The 17,874-nt window shown below is 61.7% G+C and carries 17 protein-coding genes and 1 tRNA gene; 5 read left to right on the forward strand and 13 right to left on the reverse strand.

Features of this window, described 5'->3' with window-relative positions:
- Positions 1 to 32 precede the first annotated feature (32 nt).
- The 3 genes from J2X43_RS19505 to tesB all read right to left on the reverse strand — a co-directional run bounded on the left by J2X43_RS19505 (position 33) and on the right by tesB (position 2,877).
- Positions 33 to 1,403, reverse strand: coding sequence for an ammonium transporter (locus J2X43_RS19505; protein WP_112385856.1), 1,371 nt, complete (start codon positions 1,401 to 1,403; stop codon positions 33 to 35).
- Positions 1,404 to 1,431: 28 nt separating this feature from the next.
- A complete protein-coding gene (locus tag J2X43_RS19510; RefSeq protein ID WP_162698828.1) occupies positions 1,432 to 1,782 on the reverse strand; it encodes a P-II family nitrogen regulator in 351 nt (116 codons plus the stop codon).
- A gap of 210 nt (positions 1,783 to 1,992) precedes the next feature.
- Positions 1,993 to 2,877, reverse strand: a complete 885-nt coding sequence (gene tesB / locus J2X43_RS19515) for an acyl-CoA thioesterase II (protein ID WP_310296401.1) — start codon at positions 2,875 to 2,877, stop codon at positions 1,993 to 1,995.
- A 34-nt stretch (positions 2,878 to 2,911) separates the two neighbouring features.
- Between tesB and J2X43_RS19520 the strand changes: the two genes are divergently transcribed.
- Positions 2,912 to 4,174: a ubiquinone biosynthesis hydroxylase gene (locus tag J2X43_RS19520; RefSeq protein ID WP_310296403.1), complete on the forward strand. Its 1,263-nt coding sequence runs from the start codon at positions 2,912 to 2,914 to the stop codon at positions 4,172 to 4,174.
- On the opposite strand, the gene J2X43_RS19525 is transcribed toward J2X43_RS19520, so the two are convergent.
- From J2X43_RS19525 to J2X43_RS19540, 4 genes are all read right to left on the reverse strand, one after another.
- A complete protein-coding gene (locus J2X43_RS19525) occupies positions 4,171 to 4,359 on the reverse strand; it encodes a Trm112 family protein (protein ID WP_112385859.1) in 189 nt (62 codons plus the stop codon). The genes J2X43_RS19520 and J2X43_RS19525 overlap by 4 nt on opposite strands.
- Positions 4,360 to 4,368: 9 nt before the next feature.
- Entirely contained in the window at positions 4,369 to 5,040 is a 672-nt protein-coding gene (locus J2X43_RS19530; RefSeq protein ID WP_112385860.1) for an LON peptidase substrate-binding domain-containing protein, read from the reverse strand.
- A 102-nt stretch (positions 5,041 to 5,142) separates the two neighbouring features.
- Positions 5,143 to 6,126, reverse strand: coding sequence for a thioredoxin (trxA, locus tag J2X43_RS19535; protein WP_310296406.1), 984 nt, complete (start codon positions 6,124 to 6,126; stop codon positions 5,143 to 5,145).
- A gap of 58 nt (positions 6,127 to 6,184) precedes the next feature.
- A complete protein-coding gene (locus tag J2X43_RS19540; RefSeq protein WP_310296408.1) occupies positions 6,185 to 6,694 on the reverse strand; it encodes a prolyl-tRNA synthetase associated domain-containing protein in 510 nt (169 codons plus the stop codon).
- A gap of 253 nt (positions 6,695 to 6,947) precedes the next feature.
- Here J2X43_RS19540 and J2X43_RS19545 point away from each other — a divergent pair.
- Together J2X43_RS19545 and J2X43_RS19550 are read left to right on the forward strand one after the other, a co-directional pair.
- Positions 6,948 to 7,022, forward strand: a tRNA-Gly gene (locus J2X43_RS19545).
- Between the two features lie 169 nt (positions 7,023 to 7,191).
- Positions 7,192 to 8,523: a glucoamylase family protein gene (locus J2X43_RS19550; RefSeq protein ID WP_310296705.1), complete on the forward strand. Its 1,332-nt coding sequence runs from the start codon at positions 7,192 to 7,194 to the stop codon at positions 8,521 to 8,523.
- On the opposite strand, the gene J2X43_RS19555 is transcribed toward J2X43_RS19550, so the two are convergent.
- The 6 genes from J2X43_RS19555 to J2X43_RS19580 all read right to left on the reverse strand — a co-directional run bounded on the left by J2X43_RS19555 (position 8,520) and on the right by J2X43_RS19580 (position 16,358).
- Positions 8,520 to 9,560, reverse strand: a complete 1,041-nt coding sequence (locus J2X43_RS19555; RefSeq protein WP_112540454.1) for an ABC transporter ATP-binding protein — start codon at positions 9,558 to 9,560, stop codon at positions 8,520 to 8,522. The two genes, J2X43_RS19550 and J2X43_RS19555, sit on opposite strands and share 4 nt — an antisense overlap.
- Positions 9,557 to 11,227, reverse strand: a complete 1,671-nt coding sequence (locus J2X43_RS19560; protein WP_310296410.1) for an iron ABC transporter permease — start codon at positions 11,225 to 11,227, stop codon at positions 9,557 to 9,559. The genes J2X43_RS19555 and J2X43_RS19560 overlap by 4 nt, the downstream gene beginning before the upstream one ends.
- A 63-nt stretch (positions 11,228 to 11,290) precedes the next feature.
- A complete protein-coding gene (locus tag J2X43_RS19565; RefSeq protein ID WP_310296412.1) occupies positions 11,291 to 12,304 on the reverse strand; it encodes an iron ABC transporter substrate-binding protein in 1,014 nt (337 codons plus the stop codon).
- 144 nt (positions 12,305 to 12,448) lie between these two features.
- Complete coding sequence (locus J2X43_RS19570) at positions 12,449 to 13,438, reverse strand: Ldh family oxidoreductase (RefSeq protein WP_310296414.1); 990 nt, start codon at positions 13,436 to 13,438, stop codon at positions 12,449 to 12,451.
- A 76-nt stretch (positions 13,439 to 13,514) separates the two neighbouring features.
- Positions 13,515 to 15,053, reverse strand: a complete 1,539-nt coding sequence (locus J2X43_RS19575) for an aldehyde dehydrogenase family protein (RefSeq protein ID WP_310296415.1) — start codon at positions 15,051 to 15,053, stop codon at positions 13,515 to 13,517.
- A gap of 21 nt (positions 15,054 to 15,074) precedes the next feature.
- Positions 15,075 to 16,358: an FAD-binding oxidoreductase gene (locus J2X43_RS19580; protein WP_310296417.1), complete on the reverse strand. Its 1,284-nt coding sequence runs from the start codon at positions 16,356 to 16,358 to the stop codon at positions 15,075 to 15,077.
- Between the two features lie 222 nt (positions 16,359 to 16,580).
- Between J2X43_RS19580 and J2X43_RS19585 the strand changes: the two genes are divergently transcribed.
- Positions 16,581 to 17,471 (forward strand): LysR family transcriptional regulator, encoded by an 891-nt coding sequence (locus J2X43_RS19585; RefSeq protein ID WP_310296419.1) that lies wholly within the window; start codon positions 16,581 to 16,583, stop codon positions 17,469 to 17,471.
- A gap of 64 nt (positions 17,472 to 17,535) precedes the next feature.
- On the forward strand, positions 17,536 to 17,772 hold the full coding sequence (locus J2X43_RS19590) for an Lrp/AsnC ligand binding domain-containing protein (protein ID WP_112385869.1): 237 nt from the start codon (positions 17,536 to 17,538) through the stop codon (positions 17,770 to 17,772).
- Positions 17,773 to 17,874: the final 102 nt, after the last annotated feature.

The raw sequence follows: 17,874 nt of genomic DNA on the forward strand, positions 1-17,874 counted from the left end.
CGCCCTTTTTGCCGGGCGCCGCAATCCCTTGATTACGAGTGGTAGGCAGCTTCGCCGTGGGTCGCGAGATCGAGACCTTCGCGTTCGGCTTCGACGGCAACACGCAGGCCGACGATGAGATCGACAACCTTGTAGAGGATCGCCGAACCGACGCCGCACCATACGATGGTGGTGGCGATAGCCGTCAGCTGGGTGACGACCTGGCCGCCCATGGTGACACCTTCGGCATAGCCGACGCCACCGAGCGACGCGCTGGCGAAGATGCCGGTGGCGATAGCACCGAACATGCCGCCGACGCCGTGAACGCCGAAGACGTCAGCCGTGTCGTCATAGCCGAACTTGTTCTTCACGACCGAGACGAAGAAATAGCAAAGCGGAGAAACGATTAGACCCATGACGATCGCGCCCATCGGGCCGACGATACCGGCAGCAGGCGTGATGGCAACGAGACCAGCGACCATGCCGGAAGCGCCACCGAGCATCGATGCCTTGCCGCGTGTCAGGGTTTCGACAATCGCCCAGGAGATGACGGCAGCAGCGGTGGCAACGAAGGTGTTGACCGTTGCGAGCATGGCGCCGCCTGAAGCTTCGAGGTTGGAGCCGGCGTTGAAGCCGAACCAGCCGAACCAGAGCATCGAAGCACCGACCATGGTCAGCGTCATCGAATGGGGAGCCATCATGTCCTTGCCGTAGCCGGTACGCTTGCCGACCATGATCGCGCCGATCAGACCGGCAACGCCGGCGTTGATGTGAACGACCGTGCCGCCTGCGAAGTCCAGCGCGCCCATCTTGAAGAGCAGGCCGTTGGCGTCCCAGACCATGTGAGCGATCGGGAAGTAGACGAAGGTTGCCCAGAGCGCGCAGAACAGAACGACTGCCGAGAACTTGATGCGTTCGGCAAAGGCGCCGACGATCAGGGCAGGCGTGATCGCGGCGAAGGTCATCTGGAACATCGCGAAGATGAACTCAGGAATGACAACGCCCTGCGAGAAGGTTGCAGCCGTCGTATCCTTGGTGACGCCGGCAAAGAACATCTTGGCCGTGCCGCCCCAATACGGGCTTTCCGAGCCGCCGAAGGCGAAGGAGTAGCCGTAGATGACCCAGATCAGCATCAGAACCGCAGCAACCATCGTGCACTGCATCAGAACCGAAAGCATGTTCTTGGCGCGAACGAGGCCGCCGTAGAACAGTGCCAGGCCAGGCAGGATCATGAAGAGAACCAGCAGCGTGGAGATGAACATGAAGGCGGTGTCGCCCTTGTCGGCGACCGGAGCAGCAGCAGCGGCAGCGGCCGGAGCGGCCGTCGTCGCGGCGTCCTGTGCAAAAGCAGCGACCGGCGCCAGAAGCGCAGCCGATGCAGCGCCGAACCGCGCAAATGTGGAAGAAAACTTCGAAATTGACATTGGTAAAAAGCTCCTTGCTCAGCGGTTCTTAGAGCGCTTCGGTATCGGTTTCGCCCGTGCGGATGCGGACGGCGTGGTCGATGGAGTAGACGAAGATCTTGCCGTCGCCGATCTGGCCGGTCTTGGCCGACGATGCGATGGCTTCGACCGCCTTGTCGACGATCTCGGTGGCGACTGCGATTTCGATCTTGAGCTTCGGCAGGAAGCTGACCGCATATTCGGTGCCGCGATAAATTTCAGTATGTCCCTTTTGGCGCCCGTAGCCCTTAACTTCGGTCACGGTCAGGCCTTGGATGCCGATCGCGGTGAGGGCTTCGCGGACCTCATCGAGCTTGAACGGCTTGATAATGGCCATCACAATTTTCATCTGGTTTCCCATCCTTCGTTATCCTCGGCACGGAGCCGACTCTCCTTGCCGCTGACGTTTGCGAGCAGCGACCGGGGATATACATTCAAGGGGCGTGCCAGATTCGAGGCGCGTTATAAGTTATTGAAAAGTAAAGACGATATCGAGGGATGCCAATTTTGAGGCATTTGGCGGCGCAATAAAGGCTTAAATAATGCGCAAAACTGCGAATATGCACATTATTTATTCATCTGCCTTTTTCCGAATCAACCCCTCCTGGGCGACCGACGCAATCAGAACACCCGACCGCGTAAACAGGCTACCGCGGGTCAGCCCGCGCGCACCCGAGGCAGAGGGGCTATCCTGGGTGTAGAGCAGCCAGTCGTCGAGTTTGTCCGGCCGGTGAAACCACATGGAATGGTCGAGGCTTGCGACTTGCAGCGTCTGATCGAAAATCGACGTCCCATGCGCATAAAGCGATGTGTCGAGCAGCGTCATGTCGGAGAGGTAGGCAAGCACCGCTGCCTGATAGAGCCGGTCATCCGGGACCGGGCCAGTCGCCCGCACCCAGACGTCCTGACGCGGCTCCAGTTTCTCGCTGGAGAAATAATGCGTCAGCGAAACCGGCCGGATCTCGATCGGCCGCTCGCGCTCCCAGTATTTGCGGATCGCAGACGGCGCATGCGCAAGGTACTGGTCCTTGATCTGCTGTTCGCCAAGCAGCTTTTCCGGCGGCGGCACATCCGGCATTCCGGCCTGGTGGTCGAAGCCTGGCTCCTCGATCTGAAACGAGCAGGAAAGCGCGAAGATCGCCTTGCCGTGCTGGATGGCGACGACGCGCCGCGTGTTGAAGCTCGATCCGTCGCGAATGCGCTCGACCTGATAGATGATCGGCACCGAGGGGTCGCCCGGACGCATGAAATAGGCGTGCAGCGAATGCACGATCCGCCCGGGCTCGATCGTCCGCTGCGCCGCCATCAGCGCCTGGCCGATCACCTGCCCGCCGAAAACGCGCTGCCAGCCGACCTGCGGACTGCGGCCGCGAAAGATGTCGATTTCGATCGGCTCGAGGTCGAGCGTCGCAAGAAGGGTTTCCATGGCGGTCGGTTTTGCCGCAGCTGCGGTCATTTGCTTGCCCCCGGCAGTAGGAAGTAAGGGAGCGATGATCTATATAGATCGCGATTGTATTCACAAGGCTGAGGAGTGGGCGATGCTTGATATGCTGGTTGTTGGCGGAGGCTATGTGGGCCTGTCCGCGGCGGTGGCGGTCAAGCAGGCGGCGCCGCATCTTGATGTTGCCGTCGTCGAGGCAGCACCCGAGCATGTCTGGCAGAAGGACATGCGGGCGTCCGCCATCATCGCCGCCGCCGCCAAGATGCTGGAGGTTTTCGGCATATGGGAGAATATCCGCGGCGAGGCCCAGCCGATCACCAAGATGATCGTCACCGATTCCAAGACGTCGGATCCCGTTCGTCCGGTGTTCCTGACCTTCGATGGCGAGATCGAAGATGGCCGCCCCTTCGCGCATATGATCCCCAATGCGGTGATGGTCCGCGAATTGCGCGGCGTCTGCGAGCGGCTCGGCATCGAGATCCGCCATGGGCTCAGCGCCACCGGGCTGAAGACCGGCGAAAATAACTCGACGGTGGAGCTGTCGGACGGCAGCAGCATCGAGGCGCGCCTGGTGGTCGCCTGCGACGGCGTGCGTTCCAAACTGCGCGACCTCGCCGGCATCAAGACCGTCAGCTGGGACTACGGGCAATCCGGCATCGTCGCGACCGTCGAGCACGAGCGGCCGCATAACGGCTGTGCCGAGGAGCATTTCCTGCCCTCCGGACCCTTCGCCATCCTGCCGCTGACCAAAAATCGCTCGTCCCTCGTCTGGACCGAAGGCACCAGCGATGCCAACCGCCTCGTCGCCGGCGACGATCTGATTTTCGAGGAAGAGCTGGAGCGCCGCTTCGGCCACAAGCTCGGCGCGCTGAAGGTGATCGGCGTCAAACGCGCCTTCCCGCTCGGGCTGACGCTGGCCCGGTCATTCGTGGCGCCGCGCTTCGCGCTTGCCGGCGATGCCGCCCACGGCATTCACCCGATATCGGGCCAGGGCCTCAATCTCGGCTTCAAGGATGTCGCCGCACTTGCCGAAACCATCGTCGAAGCCGATCGCCTCGGCCTCGATATCGGCTCGATCAACATTCTGGAGCGCTACCAGACCTGGCGCCGTTTCGACACGTTCCGTATGGGCGTAACGACGGATGTTCTGAACCGGCTGTTTTCGAATGATATGACGCCGGTCCGCATCGCCCGCGATGTCGGCCTCGGCATCGTCGATCGGCTGCCCGGCCTGAAGTCGTTCTTCATTGGCCAGGCGGCGGGAACGACCACCAAGTCCAATCCGCGCCTTCTCGCCGGTGAAGCGATCTAGTCGTCCAGCCTTCGGGCCTCGGAAACCAGCATGATCGGGATCCCGTCGCGGATCGGATAGGCAAGCCTCGCCTTTTCCGAGACCAGCTCATTGAGCTCCCGGTCATAGCTCAACCTGCCTTTCGTCAACGGGCACACAAGCAGTTCCAGAAGCTTCGGATCGACGCGGCTGAGTTTTTCGTCCATTCCGGTTGCTTACTGCAAAACCGTGTCGGAGTCACCGAAGACCCGCGCCAGAACGATCTCGGTAATGGCAATCAGCGTTTCCGCTCGCGTCTTCAGGTCGGGCGCCTCCAGCAGCGCCTGCTTTTCGGCCGGGCCGAAGGGCGACATCATGGCCAGCGAATTGACGAGCGTCAGATTGCTCGCGCGTTCGACGCTGTCCCAATCCGCTTCCAGCTTGTTGGCATCGAGATAGGCCCTGAAGGCCGAAAGAAGCGCTGAGCGATCGACAGCATCCTCTTCGTCGCGCGCCGAAAGATCGGAAATGAACGGCGCGATCCGGAAGGTACGAAACGGCTCGTGCGTCACCTTTTCGCCGATCAGCCGGAAGCGGCAGATGCCGGTCAGCGAGACGATATAGCGGCCATCGCCGGTCTCTGCGAAAGATGTGATCCGGCCGACACAGCCTACGGGTGCAAGATTGCACTCGCCGCTCTTGTCATCGGTCTCGACGAGCGCCGGCTGCACCATGCCGATCAGCCGGTTTCCGGCCATCGCCGCATCGAACATCGCGAGATAACGCGGCTCGAAAATGTTTAAGGGGAGTTGCCCGGTCGGCAGGAGGAGAGCGCCGGTCAGGGGGAAAACGGCGACGGTTTCCGGCAGATCACCGGGTTTCAAATATCTCGCATTCCCGACTTGCATGAAATTTCGTCCCGCATTCTTCAGGCAGGAAAAATCGGAGCCCTTGCCATCCCTTTTGAATGTGGTGCCCCCGCTCAAAAACGCAAGGGCACCCGCCTCAAGTTAGGAGAACAGCATCGCGGAAAGCTTGCGCCGCGCAGCGATAGTTGCCGGGTCCTTGAAGCCCCAGACATCGAAGAACTGCAGCAGTTGGCGCCGCGCGCCGTCGTCGTCGAAAGTGCGGTCCTTGCGCATGACCGTCAGCAGATGCTCGGCCGCCTCGTCGCGGCGTCCCTCGACGTTGCGGATCTTGGCGAGCTTCACCCGTGCTTCATGGTCATCGGGATTACCGGCAAGCACCTGCTCCAGCGCAAAGGGGTCGCCGAGCTTGCGGGCCTCCTCGATCTGATCGAGCTTCTTGAGAACGGCCTGGATGCCGGCATCTTTGGCAAGCTCCTCAGGCAGATCGGTCAGCGCCTCGCGGGCGCGCTCATGCTGGTTGGCAGCAATCATGCATTCCGCCATGCCGGCAAGCGCCTTGGCATTTTCCGGATCGGCCTGCATCACCGCGCCGTAGAGCTGCGCCGCGCCGTTGACATCGCCCGAAGTCAGAAGACCGGCTGCCTCTTCGAGCACAGCTTCGATCTCGGCCGCCTGATCGGCACCGGCAGGACCTGCAAGACGATCGATGAACTGGCGAACCTGGCTCTCCGGCACCGCACCCATGAAGCCGTCAGCCGGACGACCGCCGACGAAGGCGATGACGGCGGGAATCGACTGGATGCCGAGCTGACCGGCGATCGACGGATGATCGTCGATATTCATTTTCACCAGCTTCACGCGGCCCTGGGCCTCGTTGACGACCTTTTCCAGAACAGGCGTCAGCTGCTTGCACGGGCCGCACCACGGCGCCCAAAAATCGACGAGAACCGGCTGGTTGCGCGAATCCTCGATGACGTCCTTGGTGAAGTTCGCCGTCGTCGTGTCCTTGATATAGTTGCCCGCTGCGGCCGGCGCGGAAGCAGCCTGCGGCGCACCGCCGCCATAGGTCGCCGTTGCCGACATCGTGCCGTAGGACGTGCTGTAGGGGTTGTCGTTGCCGCTCATAGGTATCTCCCGCCAATGCCGGTCGCGCCCGGCTTTTTTCTAGCGCTAAAATCGTATGTCAGGCCGTGACTTTCAAGACAAGCGGCTTGTGACCCGTCGCTTCCATGAAGCGGATGAGATCGGCGCTGGCAATGGAGGTCGTCGCATCGTTGGAAAGCGGATGGCAGTTGACGATCTCTTCCTTCATCAGATCGGCATCGAGAACGAAGGTGACGTTGCTGCCGGCATCGTTGATCGCCCCGAATGCGGTGACCGAGCCGGGAATCACACCCAGATATTCCATCAGCTTTTCCGGCTTGCCGAACGAAACCTTGCTGGCAGCACCGATCAGCGTGTGCACCGTCTTCAGATCGACGCTCGCATGCTCCTCGACGGTCAGCAGAAAGAACTGGTCCTTCTTGTCCTTCACGAAGAGGTTTTTCGTATGGCCGCCTGGAATCTCGTCGCGCAGTGACACCGATTCGGCAACTGTGAACACCGGCGCATGATCCTTCGTGGCATGCTTGATGCCGAGCTCGTCGAGAAAGGCAAAAAGCTCGTCGCGGGTCTTCGGCTTCGTATCGGTCATCACACCATCCATCTCATAAAAATTGCGGGCAGGCGCTTTGATTAAGTCCGGGCCTCAGCTTTTGCAATGCGCGCGATCGACGCTTTCGCCCGGATTTGCGGCATTTTCGGAAGTTTTTCCAAAGGCTTACAATTTTTCTTCGCCTCTCCGTCATTTCCCTGTTGCATTTGAAAATCGTTTGGGCGATATAGCGCCCGTCGCCGCAAGGTGGCGCCCACGGTCCTCACAACTACCACAGGCCATGGGATTATGAGCGGGTGTAGCTCAGTGGTAGAGCACAACCTTGCCAAGGTTGGGGTCGAGGGTTCGAACCCCTTCGCCCGCTCCAAACTTCCTCTAGGACACAAAATTGAAGACAAAGCGCTCCAGCGCGCAGCCGGTCTTCGCACTGTTCTCAGCCGACGATCCATTCAAGCCGCACACCGCCTTTCAAAAAGGTTTGATTTGCGCGCAACGCGTTGCCATGTTGAAGCAGGGCGAAAATGAATGGTTTGAGTATGCTGCAACGACTCGACGATACGGATGCTGCGCTGATCGACAGGCTGCAACAATCCGCCTTCAACTACTTCCTGAAACACACGAACCCTGACAACGGGCTTGTCGCCGACACGTCGGTCGATGGTGTGCCGTGCAGCATCGCTGCCGTCGGCTTCGCGCTATCGTCCTATACGGTCGCCGCCGAACGCGGCTGGCTCACCCGGGCGGCAGCAGTTGAGCGGACATTGGCGACCGTGCGGTTCTTTGCCGGAAGCCATCAGGGCCGGGAACGCCACGCGACCGGCTACCGCGGCTTCTATTACCACTTCCTGCACATGGATACCGGCCACCGCGCATGGAACAGCGAGCTGTCGACCATCGACACGACATTGCTCGTTGCCGGCATGCTGACGGCAGCCGCCTATTTCGACCGCGCCGATGACAGCGAGCGGGAAATCCGCGATCTCGTCAAAGCCATCTACGAGCGCATCGACTGGACCTGGGCGCTGAACAAGGGCCAGACCATCTCGATGGGCTGGAAGCCCGCCAGCGGCTTCCTGCGCTGGCGCTGGCAGGGATATGACGAGGCAGTGCTGCTCTATACGCTGGCGCTCGCCTCGCCCACCCACCCGATCCCGCAGGCGAGCTACGACGCCTTTACGTCAAGCTATTCCTGGATGCTCCACAAGGATCAGGCCTATCTTTATGCCGGTCCGCTGTTCATCCATTTCTTCTCGCACGCCTGGATCGATTTCCGCGGCATCCAGGACCGCCCGATGGCAGCACGAGACTGGGACTATTTCCGCAACACGCAGGTTTCGATTGCCGTGCAGCGCGATTACGCCGTGCGCAATCCCGGACATTTCGTCGGCTACAACAAGGATGCCTGGGGACTCTCGGCCTCCGATGGCCCGCCGCCGAGCCGCCATATGCCTGGCGGACGCCATCCGAAGGTGCTGGGCTATGCGGCGCGGGGTGCGCCTCTCGGGCCTGATGACGGCACGATTGCGCCCTGGGCAGCGCTCGCATCGCTTCCCTATGACCGTCAGGCGGCGATAGACGGCACCAAGGCCCTGCTCGAGACCTATCCCGATCTCATCTACGAAGGCCGCTTTCCGGGCGGCTTCAATCCGACCGTCAAGACCAAACGGCCCGAAGGATGGGTGGACGACCGCTGCGTCGGCATCGACCAGGGCCTGCTGGTGATGACGATCGAGAACGACCGCTCGGATTTCATCTGGAGCCTGATGCGGCAATCGCCGGTTATTCGCCTTGGGCTGGAGCGTGCCGGCTTCACCGGCGGCTGGCTGGAACGGAGCGACGAAATCGATGCGAGCCGGAAGACGGCTTAGCGGACGCTGAAAACGTGGGCCTTGCCAGCGATGTCGAGACGGACGCGATCGCCGGTCTCCGGCAAGGCGACGCTGGATGTCTTGATGAGAATGGGCGGCAGCGCCACGCCTTCCAGCGAGACGGCGACCGTGCAGGTCGCGCCACCGAACTCCACTTCGACCACCCGCCCATGATAGGCGGGCTGGCTGTCATCGGGAACGACGCGGATTTGCTCGGGCCGCAACATGATCTCGGCCTTGCCCTGATGATCGCCATCAACGGCAACCTTGCCCAGCGCGCAATCGGCAAAGCCGTTGCGAACGATGGCGGGCAGCATAACGGCATCACCCAGAAACAGCGCCGTCTCGCGATCCTTCGGCTGAAGATAAAGCTTCTGCGGCGAACCCGCCTGCACCAGCTTTCCATCGCGCAGCACCGCCACCTGATCGGCAAAGGACAGCGCCTCGCCCTGATCGTGCGTGACGAGAATGGTGGTGATGCCGGCCGCCTGCAACACGCGGGCAACGGCCTTGCGCATGTTTTCGCGAAGACCGGTATCCAGCGCCGAGAACGGTTCGTCGAGCAGCATCAGCCGCGGCTTGCGGCCAAGCGCACGCGCAAGAGCGACACGCTGCTGCTGGCCGCCTGAGAGCTGATGCGGGCGGCGCGTCAGCATATTGCGGTCAAGCTCGACCATATCGAGTAGCTCGAGGATCCGCTTGTCGCGATCGGCCGCACCCCGCTCGAAGCCGAAGCCGATATTGTCGGAGACGCTCAGATGCGGAAACAGCGCGCCGTCCTGCGATACGATGCCGATGCCGCGCTTGTGGGCGGGCACGGCCGACGGGCCATTGGCAAGCACTTCGCCATCAAGGCAAACCTTGCCCTGATCCGGACGCTCGAAACCGGCAATCAGCCGCAGAAGCGTGGTCTTGCCGGAGCCGGACGGTCCGACGACCGCGGTGCGGCTGCCGGCCGGCACATCCAGCGAAACATTGTCGAGCGCGGTCACCGGGCCATAGCGCTTGCTGGCGGATTGGATCGAGAGCAGCGTCATTGTCCGGCAGTCCGTTTCGATTGAACGTAGAGAAGCAGCGTCAGCGGCAGCGACAGGATGATCATCATCACAGCATAGGGTGCTGCGGAGACATAATCGATCTCGCTGGTCAGCGACCAGAATTTCGTCGACAGCGTTTCAACGCCGTTGGGCGACAGCATCAGCGTTGCCGTCAGCTCGTTGGTGATGCCGAGGGCAACAAGCGCGATACTGGCGGCAAAGCCGGGTGCGGCGAGCCGCATGGTGACCTGGCGAACGGCTTGCGCCGGCGTGCGGCCAAGGCCCATCGCCGCCCGCTCCAGCTCCACCGGCGCCTGCGCGATACTGGCACGCAGGCCAACCATGGCACGCGGCAGGAACAACAGAACATAGGCAACGGTCAGCGTCGCGAACGTCTGGTAGAGCGGCAGCACGAGGCGGACGGTAATCGTCACCAGTGCCAGCGCCACGACGACACCGGGCAGCGAGCCGACATAATAGTGGCAGGCTTCGAGGAAGCGCTGGAAGCGTCCGGGAGCCCGCACGGAGAGCCATGCCATCGGCACGGCAGCGATCGTCGTCAGAATGCCGCCGGCGACCGCAAGCACGATCGTCTGCAGAAAAGCATTGCCGACAGTATCGATGCGCCAGATTTCCGCACCGCCGAGATAGAGCCAGCGCCCGAGCGTCACCAGGGGAACACCGAGCGTCAGAACGGCAACGACGACGGGGAGCAGAATGGCCGGAACGACGAACCATCCGAGCCGGCGACGGTCGGCCGGGCGCGCCGAACCGGAACCGACCCGGGCATAGCGCTCGTTGCCACGAACCAGAATTTCGAGGCCGAGCAGGAACAGGCAGCAGCCAACCAGCACGCCGCCCAGCATGTTGGCCGCCGGGCTGTTATAAGCCGACTGGAACTGATCGACGATCGCCGTCGCGAACGTGTCGAAACGGATCATCACATAGAGCCCGTATTCCGACAGCAGATGGAGCGCGATCAGCAGCGAGCCGCCGCAGATTGCCAGCCGCAGCTGCGGCAGCACGGTCCGGAAAAACACCCGCCAGGGGTTAAGCCCAAGAGAAGCCGCCGCATCCTCGATCGCCGGATCGAGCCGCCGGAGCGCGGCTGCCACGGGCAGATAGAGAAACGGATAGTAAGCGAGAACCGAAACGAAGACGCCGCTTTCCAGCCCGCGCATGCCGGGCACCAGGCTGATCCAGGCATAGCTGTGCACGAAGGCGGGAACTGCAAGCGGCGCGACCGCGAGCCACGACCACAGACGCGAAAACGGAATGTCGGTTCGTTCGGTCAACCAGGCCAGCGTCACGGCAAGCGCAATGGATAGCGGAATCGTCAGCGCTTCGAGAAGCACCGTGTTGACCATAAGTTCGCCGACACGCGGGCGGAAGACCAGCGCCTTCACCGTGTCCCAGCCGACGTCATAGGTGATCCAGGCGATGAAGCCGAGCGGCACGAGGCTGAAGGCAGCGACGACCGTTGCGAAGACGACGACGGAAGCGTGCGGCATGCGCCCGCGAAGGGAAGCGATTGTGCTGACCGGCGCTTCATTGCCGGCAAGGCCGGTCACGAGCGATCTGTTGTCTTGCAGCAAGGCCGACGCCTTTGTGACGCTGAAAAAGGAAGGCAACCGCCTCGTCAGGAAGCGGTTGCCATGATTGATCATGCCCTAGGGTTTTCTTGAGCCAAAAGCAATAGTTTTGACTCCCGAGCCCTGCGGCAGATGGGCTTAGATGAGACCGGCAGCCGTCATCATCTCAACGACCTTCTTGCTGTTCAGCTCGGAGGCTTCGACCTTCGGCGCGTTCAGCTCCTTGAGCGGAACGAGCTTGGCGTTGGATTCGCCGCTGACGGCATATTCATAGGAGGTGCCGTCCTTGAGGATGGCCTGGCCTGCCTTGCCGGCGATGAACTTCAGGAACGCCTGGGCTTCCTTCATGTGCTGCGTCGACTTGAGGATACCGCCGCCGGAGATCGAGACGAAAGCGCCCGGATCCTGGTTCTTGAAGTAATGCAGGCCGACATTGGCGCTGTTTTCAGCGGTCTTTGCCTGATCACCGAACCAGTAATAGTGATAGATGATCGCGCCTTCGACTTCACCGGCATTGACTGCCTTCAGCGCAACGCTGTTGCCCTTGTAGGGCGTCGCATTGTCCTTGAGGCCCTTCAGCCAGGCAGCAGTCGCTTCCTCGCCCTTCAGCTGCAGCAGCGCGCTGACGATTGCCTGGAAATCGGCACCAGCAGGAGCAGCACCCCAGCGGCCCTTCCAGGCCGGGTCGGCGAGGTCGAGCATCGACTTCGGCAGCTTGTCTTCCGTAAGCTTGCGCTTGTCATAGGCAAATACCGTCGAGCGGGCAGCAATACCCGTCCACATGCCGTCAGCAGGGCGGTATTCGGCCGGAACCTGATCCAGCGTGGCCTTATCGACGGGTGCGAACAGGCCAGCGCCATCGACCAGCGTCATCGCAGGCGAGTTTTCGGTGAGGAACACGTCAGCCGGCGAGGCATCGCCTTCCTGGATGATCTGGTTGGCGAACTGCATGTCGCTACCCTGGCGCATGGTGACCTTGATGCCGGTCTCCTTGGTGAAGGCATCGATCCACTCGCGACCGAGGCTTTCGTGCTGCGCGTTATAGACGACGATACCCTCGTCCTGAGCGTGAGCGCCGGAAGCGAGCGAGGTTGCGGCCAGAAGCGACGCGGCAAGCGCCAGCGCAGAACGGCGCGTGATGGAATTGGTCATGATGCCCTCCATGGCATTGGCACCCTGCTGGGGGTGAGGGGTGCTGCGCGGCACCCTATATTTTTCCTGACTTCAATTTTCAAGTTTGCTTCACGAGACCGCGATCACAAATACTTGAAATTATTGATCAAGTTTAGAACGATTCTATACCGCGGCAATGTCCGCGATCACGTCATCATCGACATCGATACCGTTTTCGATCGCCGCCCGGCGTGCATTCTGCCCACGCCGTCCCGGCAGACGGACGCCTGGATCGGACGAGATTTCGTTGGCAAGCTCCGTCAGCCGCGCTGCCGCAAACGCGCCGCCGCCGGCTTCCGGATTGATGACGATGATCATCTGGCCGAGACCCGGAGCCGCGCCCTTGTCGTCGAAAAGCGATGTCGATTCATAGGAGAAGTTGGAGCCAGTCAGCGGCGCAGCCAGGATCTCGACCATCATTGCCAGCGCAGCGCCCTTGGCTTCGCCAGACGGCACCATCGTGCCATCAAGAGCTGCCACGGCATCCGTGGTCGGCTGGCCATCGCGGTCGAAAGCCCAGTCGGCAGGGATCGGCACACCCTTCTGCCGCGCGGCCATGATCTTGCCGCGGGCAACGCGCGAAAGCGCCAGATCGATGACAACGGGGTCCTGCCCGGTCACCGGCGCCGCAAAGGCAATCGGATTGGTGCCAAACAGCGGCTTGCGCCCACCCCATGCGGCCATCGCTGCGGTCGCATTGGCAACCATGATGGCGACAAGACCGGCTTCTGCGAAACGCTCGACCGTCAGCGCCAGAACGCCGGCGTGATGCGAGCGTCGGATGGCCGCCATGGCAACTCCCTGCACCTTCGCCATGTCCGTAAGAACCGGCACGGCAAGATCGAATGCCGGATAGGCATATCCATGACAGGCATCCACCTGGATGACCGAAGGATAGGGTTGATAGAGGCTCGGCCTGATGATGCCATCAACCTTTCCCGACTTTGCCTGGGCAGCATAGGCGGCAACACGCCGAAGCCCGTGCCCGCTCTGCCCGGCTGCTTCTGCGGCGACGAGCGCACGCGCCACGGATCGCGCATTGCCCTCTTCAACCCCGCTGCGTTTCAACGCCTCTATGACAAGCGTTTCAGCGGCAGCAAGCGTCAGATGCATGGGAAAAACCTTAGCGAAAAACAAAAGGGCGACGACGGTGTTACGTCATCGCCCCCAGAGCTGCAATGCAGCTGCCTTACTCGACGTCGAACTTCACGCCCTGCGCCAGCGGCAGTGTCTTGCCGTAATTGATGGTGTTGGTGGCGCGGCGCATATAGGCCCGCCATGCATCCGAACCGGATTCGCGGCCGCCGCCCGTTTCCTTTTCACCGCCGAACGCACCGCCGATTTCCGCACCCGACGGGCCGAGATTGACGTTGGCGATACCGCAATCCGAACCGCGCGCCGAAACGAAGGTTTCCGCCTCGCGCATATCATTGGTGAAGATCGACGAGGAAAGGCCCTGCGGCACGGCATTGTGCAGATCGAGCACTTCGTCGAAATCCGAATACTTCATCACGTAGAGGATCGGCGCAAATGTTTCATCGACAACGGGACCCGTCTGCGACGGCATCTCGACCAGAGCCGGGCGAACGTAGAAGGCTTCGCCAGCGCCGTTTTCGACACGTTCGCCACCAGTGATCTTGCCACCCGCTGCATTGGCAGCAGAGAGAGCCGACTGCATTTTTTCGTAGGCAGCCTTGTCGATCAGCGGCCCAACCAGCGTACCGTTCTCCAGCGGATTGCCGATGGTGACCGAACCATAGGCCTTCTGCAGGCGCGGAACGAGTTTGTCATAGACGCTGTCATGCACGAAGAGACGGCGCAGCGTCGTGCAACGCTGACCGGCCGTGCCCATCGCCGAGAAGGCGACACCGCGCAGCGTCAGGTCGAGATCGGCAGTCGGGCAGATGATGGCCGCGTTGTTGCCGCCGAGCTCGAGGATCGCCCGGGCAAAACGCTGCGACAGACGCGGACCGACGGCACGGCCCATGGCCGTCGAGCCGGTTGCCGAAACGAGCGGAACCTTGGGGTGATCGACAAGGGCTTCGCCGACATCACGGCCGCCGATCAAGAGCGTTGCCAGATTGGCCGGCGCCGAGCCACCTTCGGCGACGAAACGCTTCAGCGCCTTCTCGAACAGCGCCTGCGTGGCCAGCGCCGTCAGCGGCGTCTTTTCCGACGGCTTCCAGACGACCGAATTGCCGCAGACAAGTGCCAGCGCTGCATTCCACGACCAGACAGCAACCGGGAAGTTGAAGGCCGAGATGATGCCGACGACGCCGAGCGGGTGCCAGCTTTCCATCATCCGGTGCTCGGAGCGCTCTGTGGCGATCGTCAGGCCGTAAAGCTGACGGGACAGACCGACGGCGAAATCGCAGATGTCGATCATTTCCTGGACTTCGCCAAGACCTTCGGAGGTGATCTTGCCGACTTCGATCGAAACGAGGCGGCCGAGAGCGCCTTTGGCAGCGCGCAGCTCTTCACCGAGCAGACGGACGAGCTCGCCGCGCTTCGGCGCCGGAACGGCGCGCCATTCGGCGAAAGCCTTGTGGGCGGCATCGATCGCCGCCTTGGCGCCGGCAACGGTGTCTTCCTTCAGCGCGCCGATTTCCTTGCCTGTGACAGGCGAGGTAACGCGCAGCGTTCCGCCGGTATAGCGTGCGGCATCGACGCCGAGTTCGGACAGCAGCTTCTTGGTTTCGGCTGCGAGATCGAGGTTAGCGATGGTCATGTGTTTCCAACCTTCTTGTTCTTAAAAACGCGCATCGGCGAAGTGGGCGACCTGGGCGCCGGCTTCGTACCACATTTCCTTCAGCGCCCGGAACCCCGGCTCGCGCGGATCCGTCAGCGGCAAGGGCAGCTCGGCCTCGCTGATGCGGCCAAGAATATGTTCGGCGAGCGTCCGACCAAAAACAGTGCCAGGGGCAATGCCGCGGCCATTATAGCCCGAGAATCCGACGACGTTATCGGCAAACTTGTGGAACCGCGGCAAAGCATTGTCGGTCATGCCGATCTTGCCATACCACTCGCATTCGAACTCGACCTCGCCGATCTGCGGGAAGAGCTTGCGCAGCGAACGTTGCGCCCAGCCCTTGTGGACGGCAGTACCGGTATTGCGCAGCGCCCCGACGCTGCCGAAGACGAGACGGCCTGCCTGATCCATCCGAAACGACGACAGGATTTCCTTGGTATCCCACACGCCTTCGCGGCCGGGCAGGATCGACTTGCGCAGATTGTCGCCAAGCGGCGTGGTCGCGAGATTGAAATAGGGAAGATGAACCTGTTCGGTGCGCACCTGTTCCCAGGGGCCGGTGCTATAGGCATCCGTCGCAACGATGATCCAGTCAGCGGTGACGGTCCCCTGTTCGGTGCGGACGACCCATTTCCCACCCTGACGCTCCGTCGCAATCACTGGGCTTGCCGTGTGCAGGGAAACACCGGCTTGCACTGCAGCTCGCGCCAGCCCACGGGCATAGGCGAGCGGCTGCAGCGTTCCGGCTCGCATGTCCAGAAGCGCTCCGGCATAGGCATCGCTACCGATCCGGCGCGCCGTCTCCGCTGCATCCAGCACGGTCACAGGCGCACCCCGCTTGCCCCACTGCGCCGCCCGGTTCTCGATCTCCTTCAGCCCCTCAGAGCCGACGGCGCAGTGCAGCGTTCCGTTCGTTTCGAGCTCGCAGGAAATGTCATGCTTGGCGATCAGCTCCATCACCAGACGCGGCGCATTGCCGAGCATGTCGAGCAGCCGCTCGCCATGAACCGGCCCGAGCACACCGGGAAGATCATCAGGCATCACCCACATGCCGGCATTGATCAGACCGACATTGCGCCCGGCGCCGCCAAAGCCGATTTCCTTGGCTTCGAGAAGAACGACCTTGCTGCCGGCCTCCGCCAGATGCAATGCCGAAGAAATACCGGTATAGCCGCCACCGACGACAACCACATCGGCCTGCACGGATCCGGTCAGCGGCGCGGTTACAGGCGGCTGGGGCGCAGTCTTTTCCCAAAGTCCATGCGAGCGCGGATCATTCAGCATCGGTCAATCCATCCAAAGGCGAAACCGCCGTTAATCTAGCGCCGCGACGGCAACCGCGAAAGCACTCTCCGATGCCTTCATAGCAGGCATCTCACCGCGAATGGATGGTTTCCATCAGGCCACGAGTTCATTCCGAATATGCGCGACAGATTTCTTTACAAACCGGTTTTCACCGTGAATATCGACGTTTCGGAAACAGGTCATTCTGAAATGGACTGAACAATGCTCGCATCCCGCCGCTTCCTGCCCTCGATATCGCTGCTCGCGGCCTTCGAGGCCACTGCCAGAACCGGCAGCGTCACTGCCGCCGCCCGCGAACTCGATCTGACACAGAGCGCCGTCAGCCGGCAGATCAAGGCTCTGGAAGAGCAGCTGGGCGTCGAACTCTTCCTGCGCGAACGCCAGACCGTCCGGCTGAGGCTGGCAGGCGACGGCTATGCGAGGGAGATACGCGAAGCGTTGCGCCGCATCTCGAGTGCCTCGCTGAACCTGCGCGCCAACCCCTACGGCGGAACGCTGAACCTCGCCATTCTACCAACTTTCGGGACCCGCTGGCTGGCGCCAAGGCTCGGCCGCTTTCTCAGCCAGAATCCCGGCGTCACCATCAATCTCGTCACCCGGCTCTCGCCCTTCGACTTTCGCCTCGATTCGATCGACGCCGCCATCCATTTCGGCCATCCCCATTGGCCCGGTGCCGAACTGACGCTGCTGATGTCGGAGAAGACGGTTCCGGCCTGCAGTCCGCAATTTCTGAGGGATCACGGCATCCATGAAGCATATCATCTGCTGGACGTGCCGCTGCTGCATCTGACAACCCGGCCGGATGCCTGGGAGGCATGGTTTGCCGAAAACGGCGTTGCCTTCCAGAGCCTTCACGGCATGCTCTTCGACCAGTTCGCCACCGCCGCCCAGGCGGCCGTCGCCGGGCTTGGCGTCGCGCTGCTGCCGACCTTCCTCATCCAGGACGATCTGAAGCGCGGCGATCTCGTCGCTGCCATCGATGGAGAAATCGAAAGCCGCGAGCGCTACTATCTCGCCCACCCTTCCGAACGCGCCGACTATCCGCCGCTTGCGGCCTTTCGTTCGTGGATCGAGACCGAAGCGAAGTCTTGAGCTTGCATCCGGGGAGCGGTTTCGCGCATTATGCGCGCAAACATTCACTCCGCAGGAAATCCCCATGAAGCCCATTTTCGTCCAGCTCCAATGCGCCCCCGGCAAGACCTACGAAGTCGCCGACGCCATCTACCAGACGGAACGTGTTTCTGAGCTCTATTCGACCAGCGGCGACTACGACCTGCTGATGAAAGTCTATATCGAAGAAGGCCAGGACATCGGCAAGTTCATCAACGACAATATCGCCAATATCCCGGGTATCGTCCGCTCCCTGACGACGCTGACCTTCAAGGCATTCTGATCTCCAGGATTAACTCTCTTTCGGAAGATTTCCCGCTGCTGGGCGCTCCGTAAACCGGGCCTTAAGGCGATCAGGTATCTCGTCCGGCACTATGGCGCGGCC

The organism is Rhizobium sp. BE258 (assembly GCF_031457345.1).
Classification (GTDB): Bacteria; Pseudomonadota; Alphaproteobacteria; order Rhizobiales; family Rhizobiaceae; genus Rhizobium.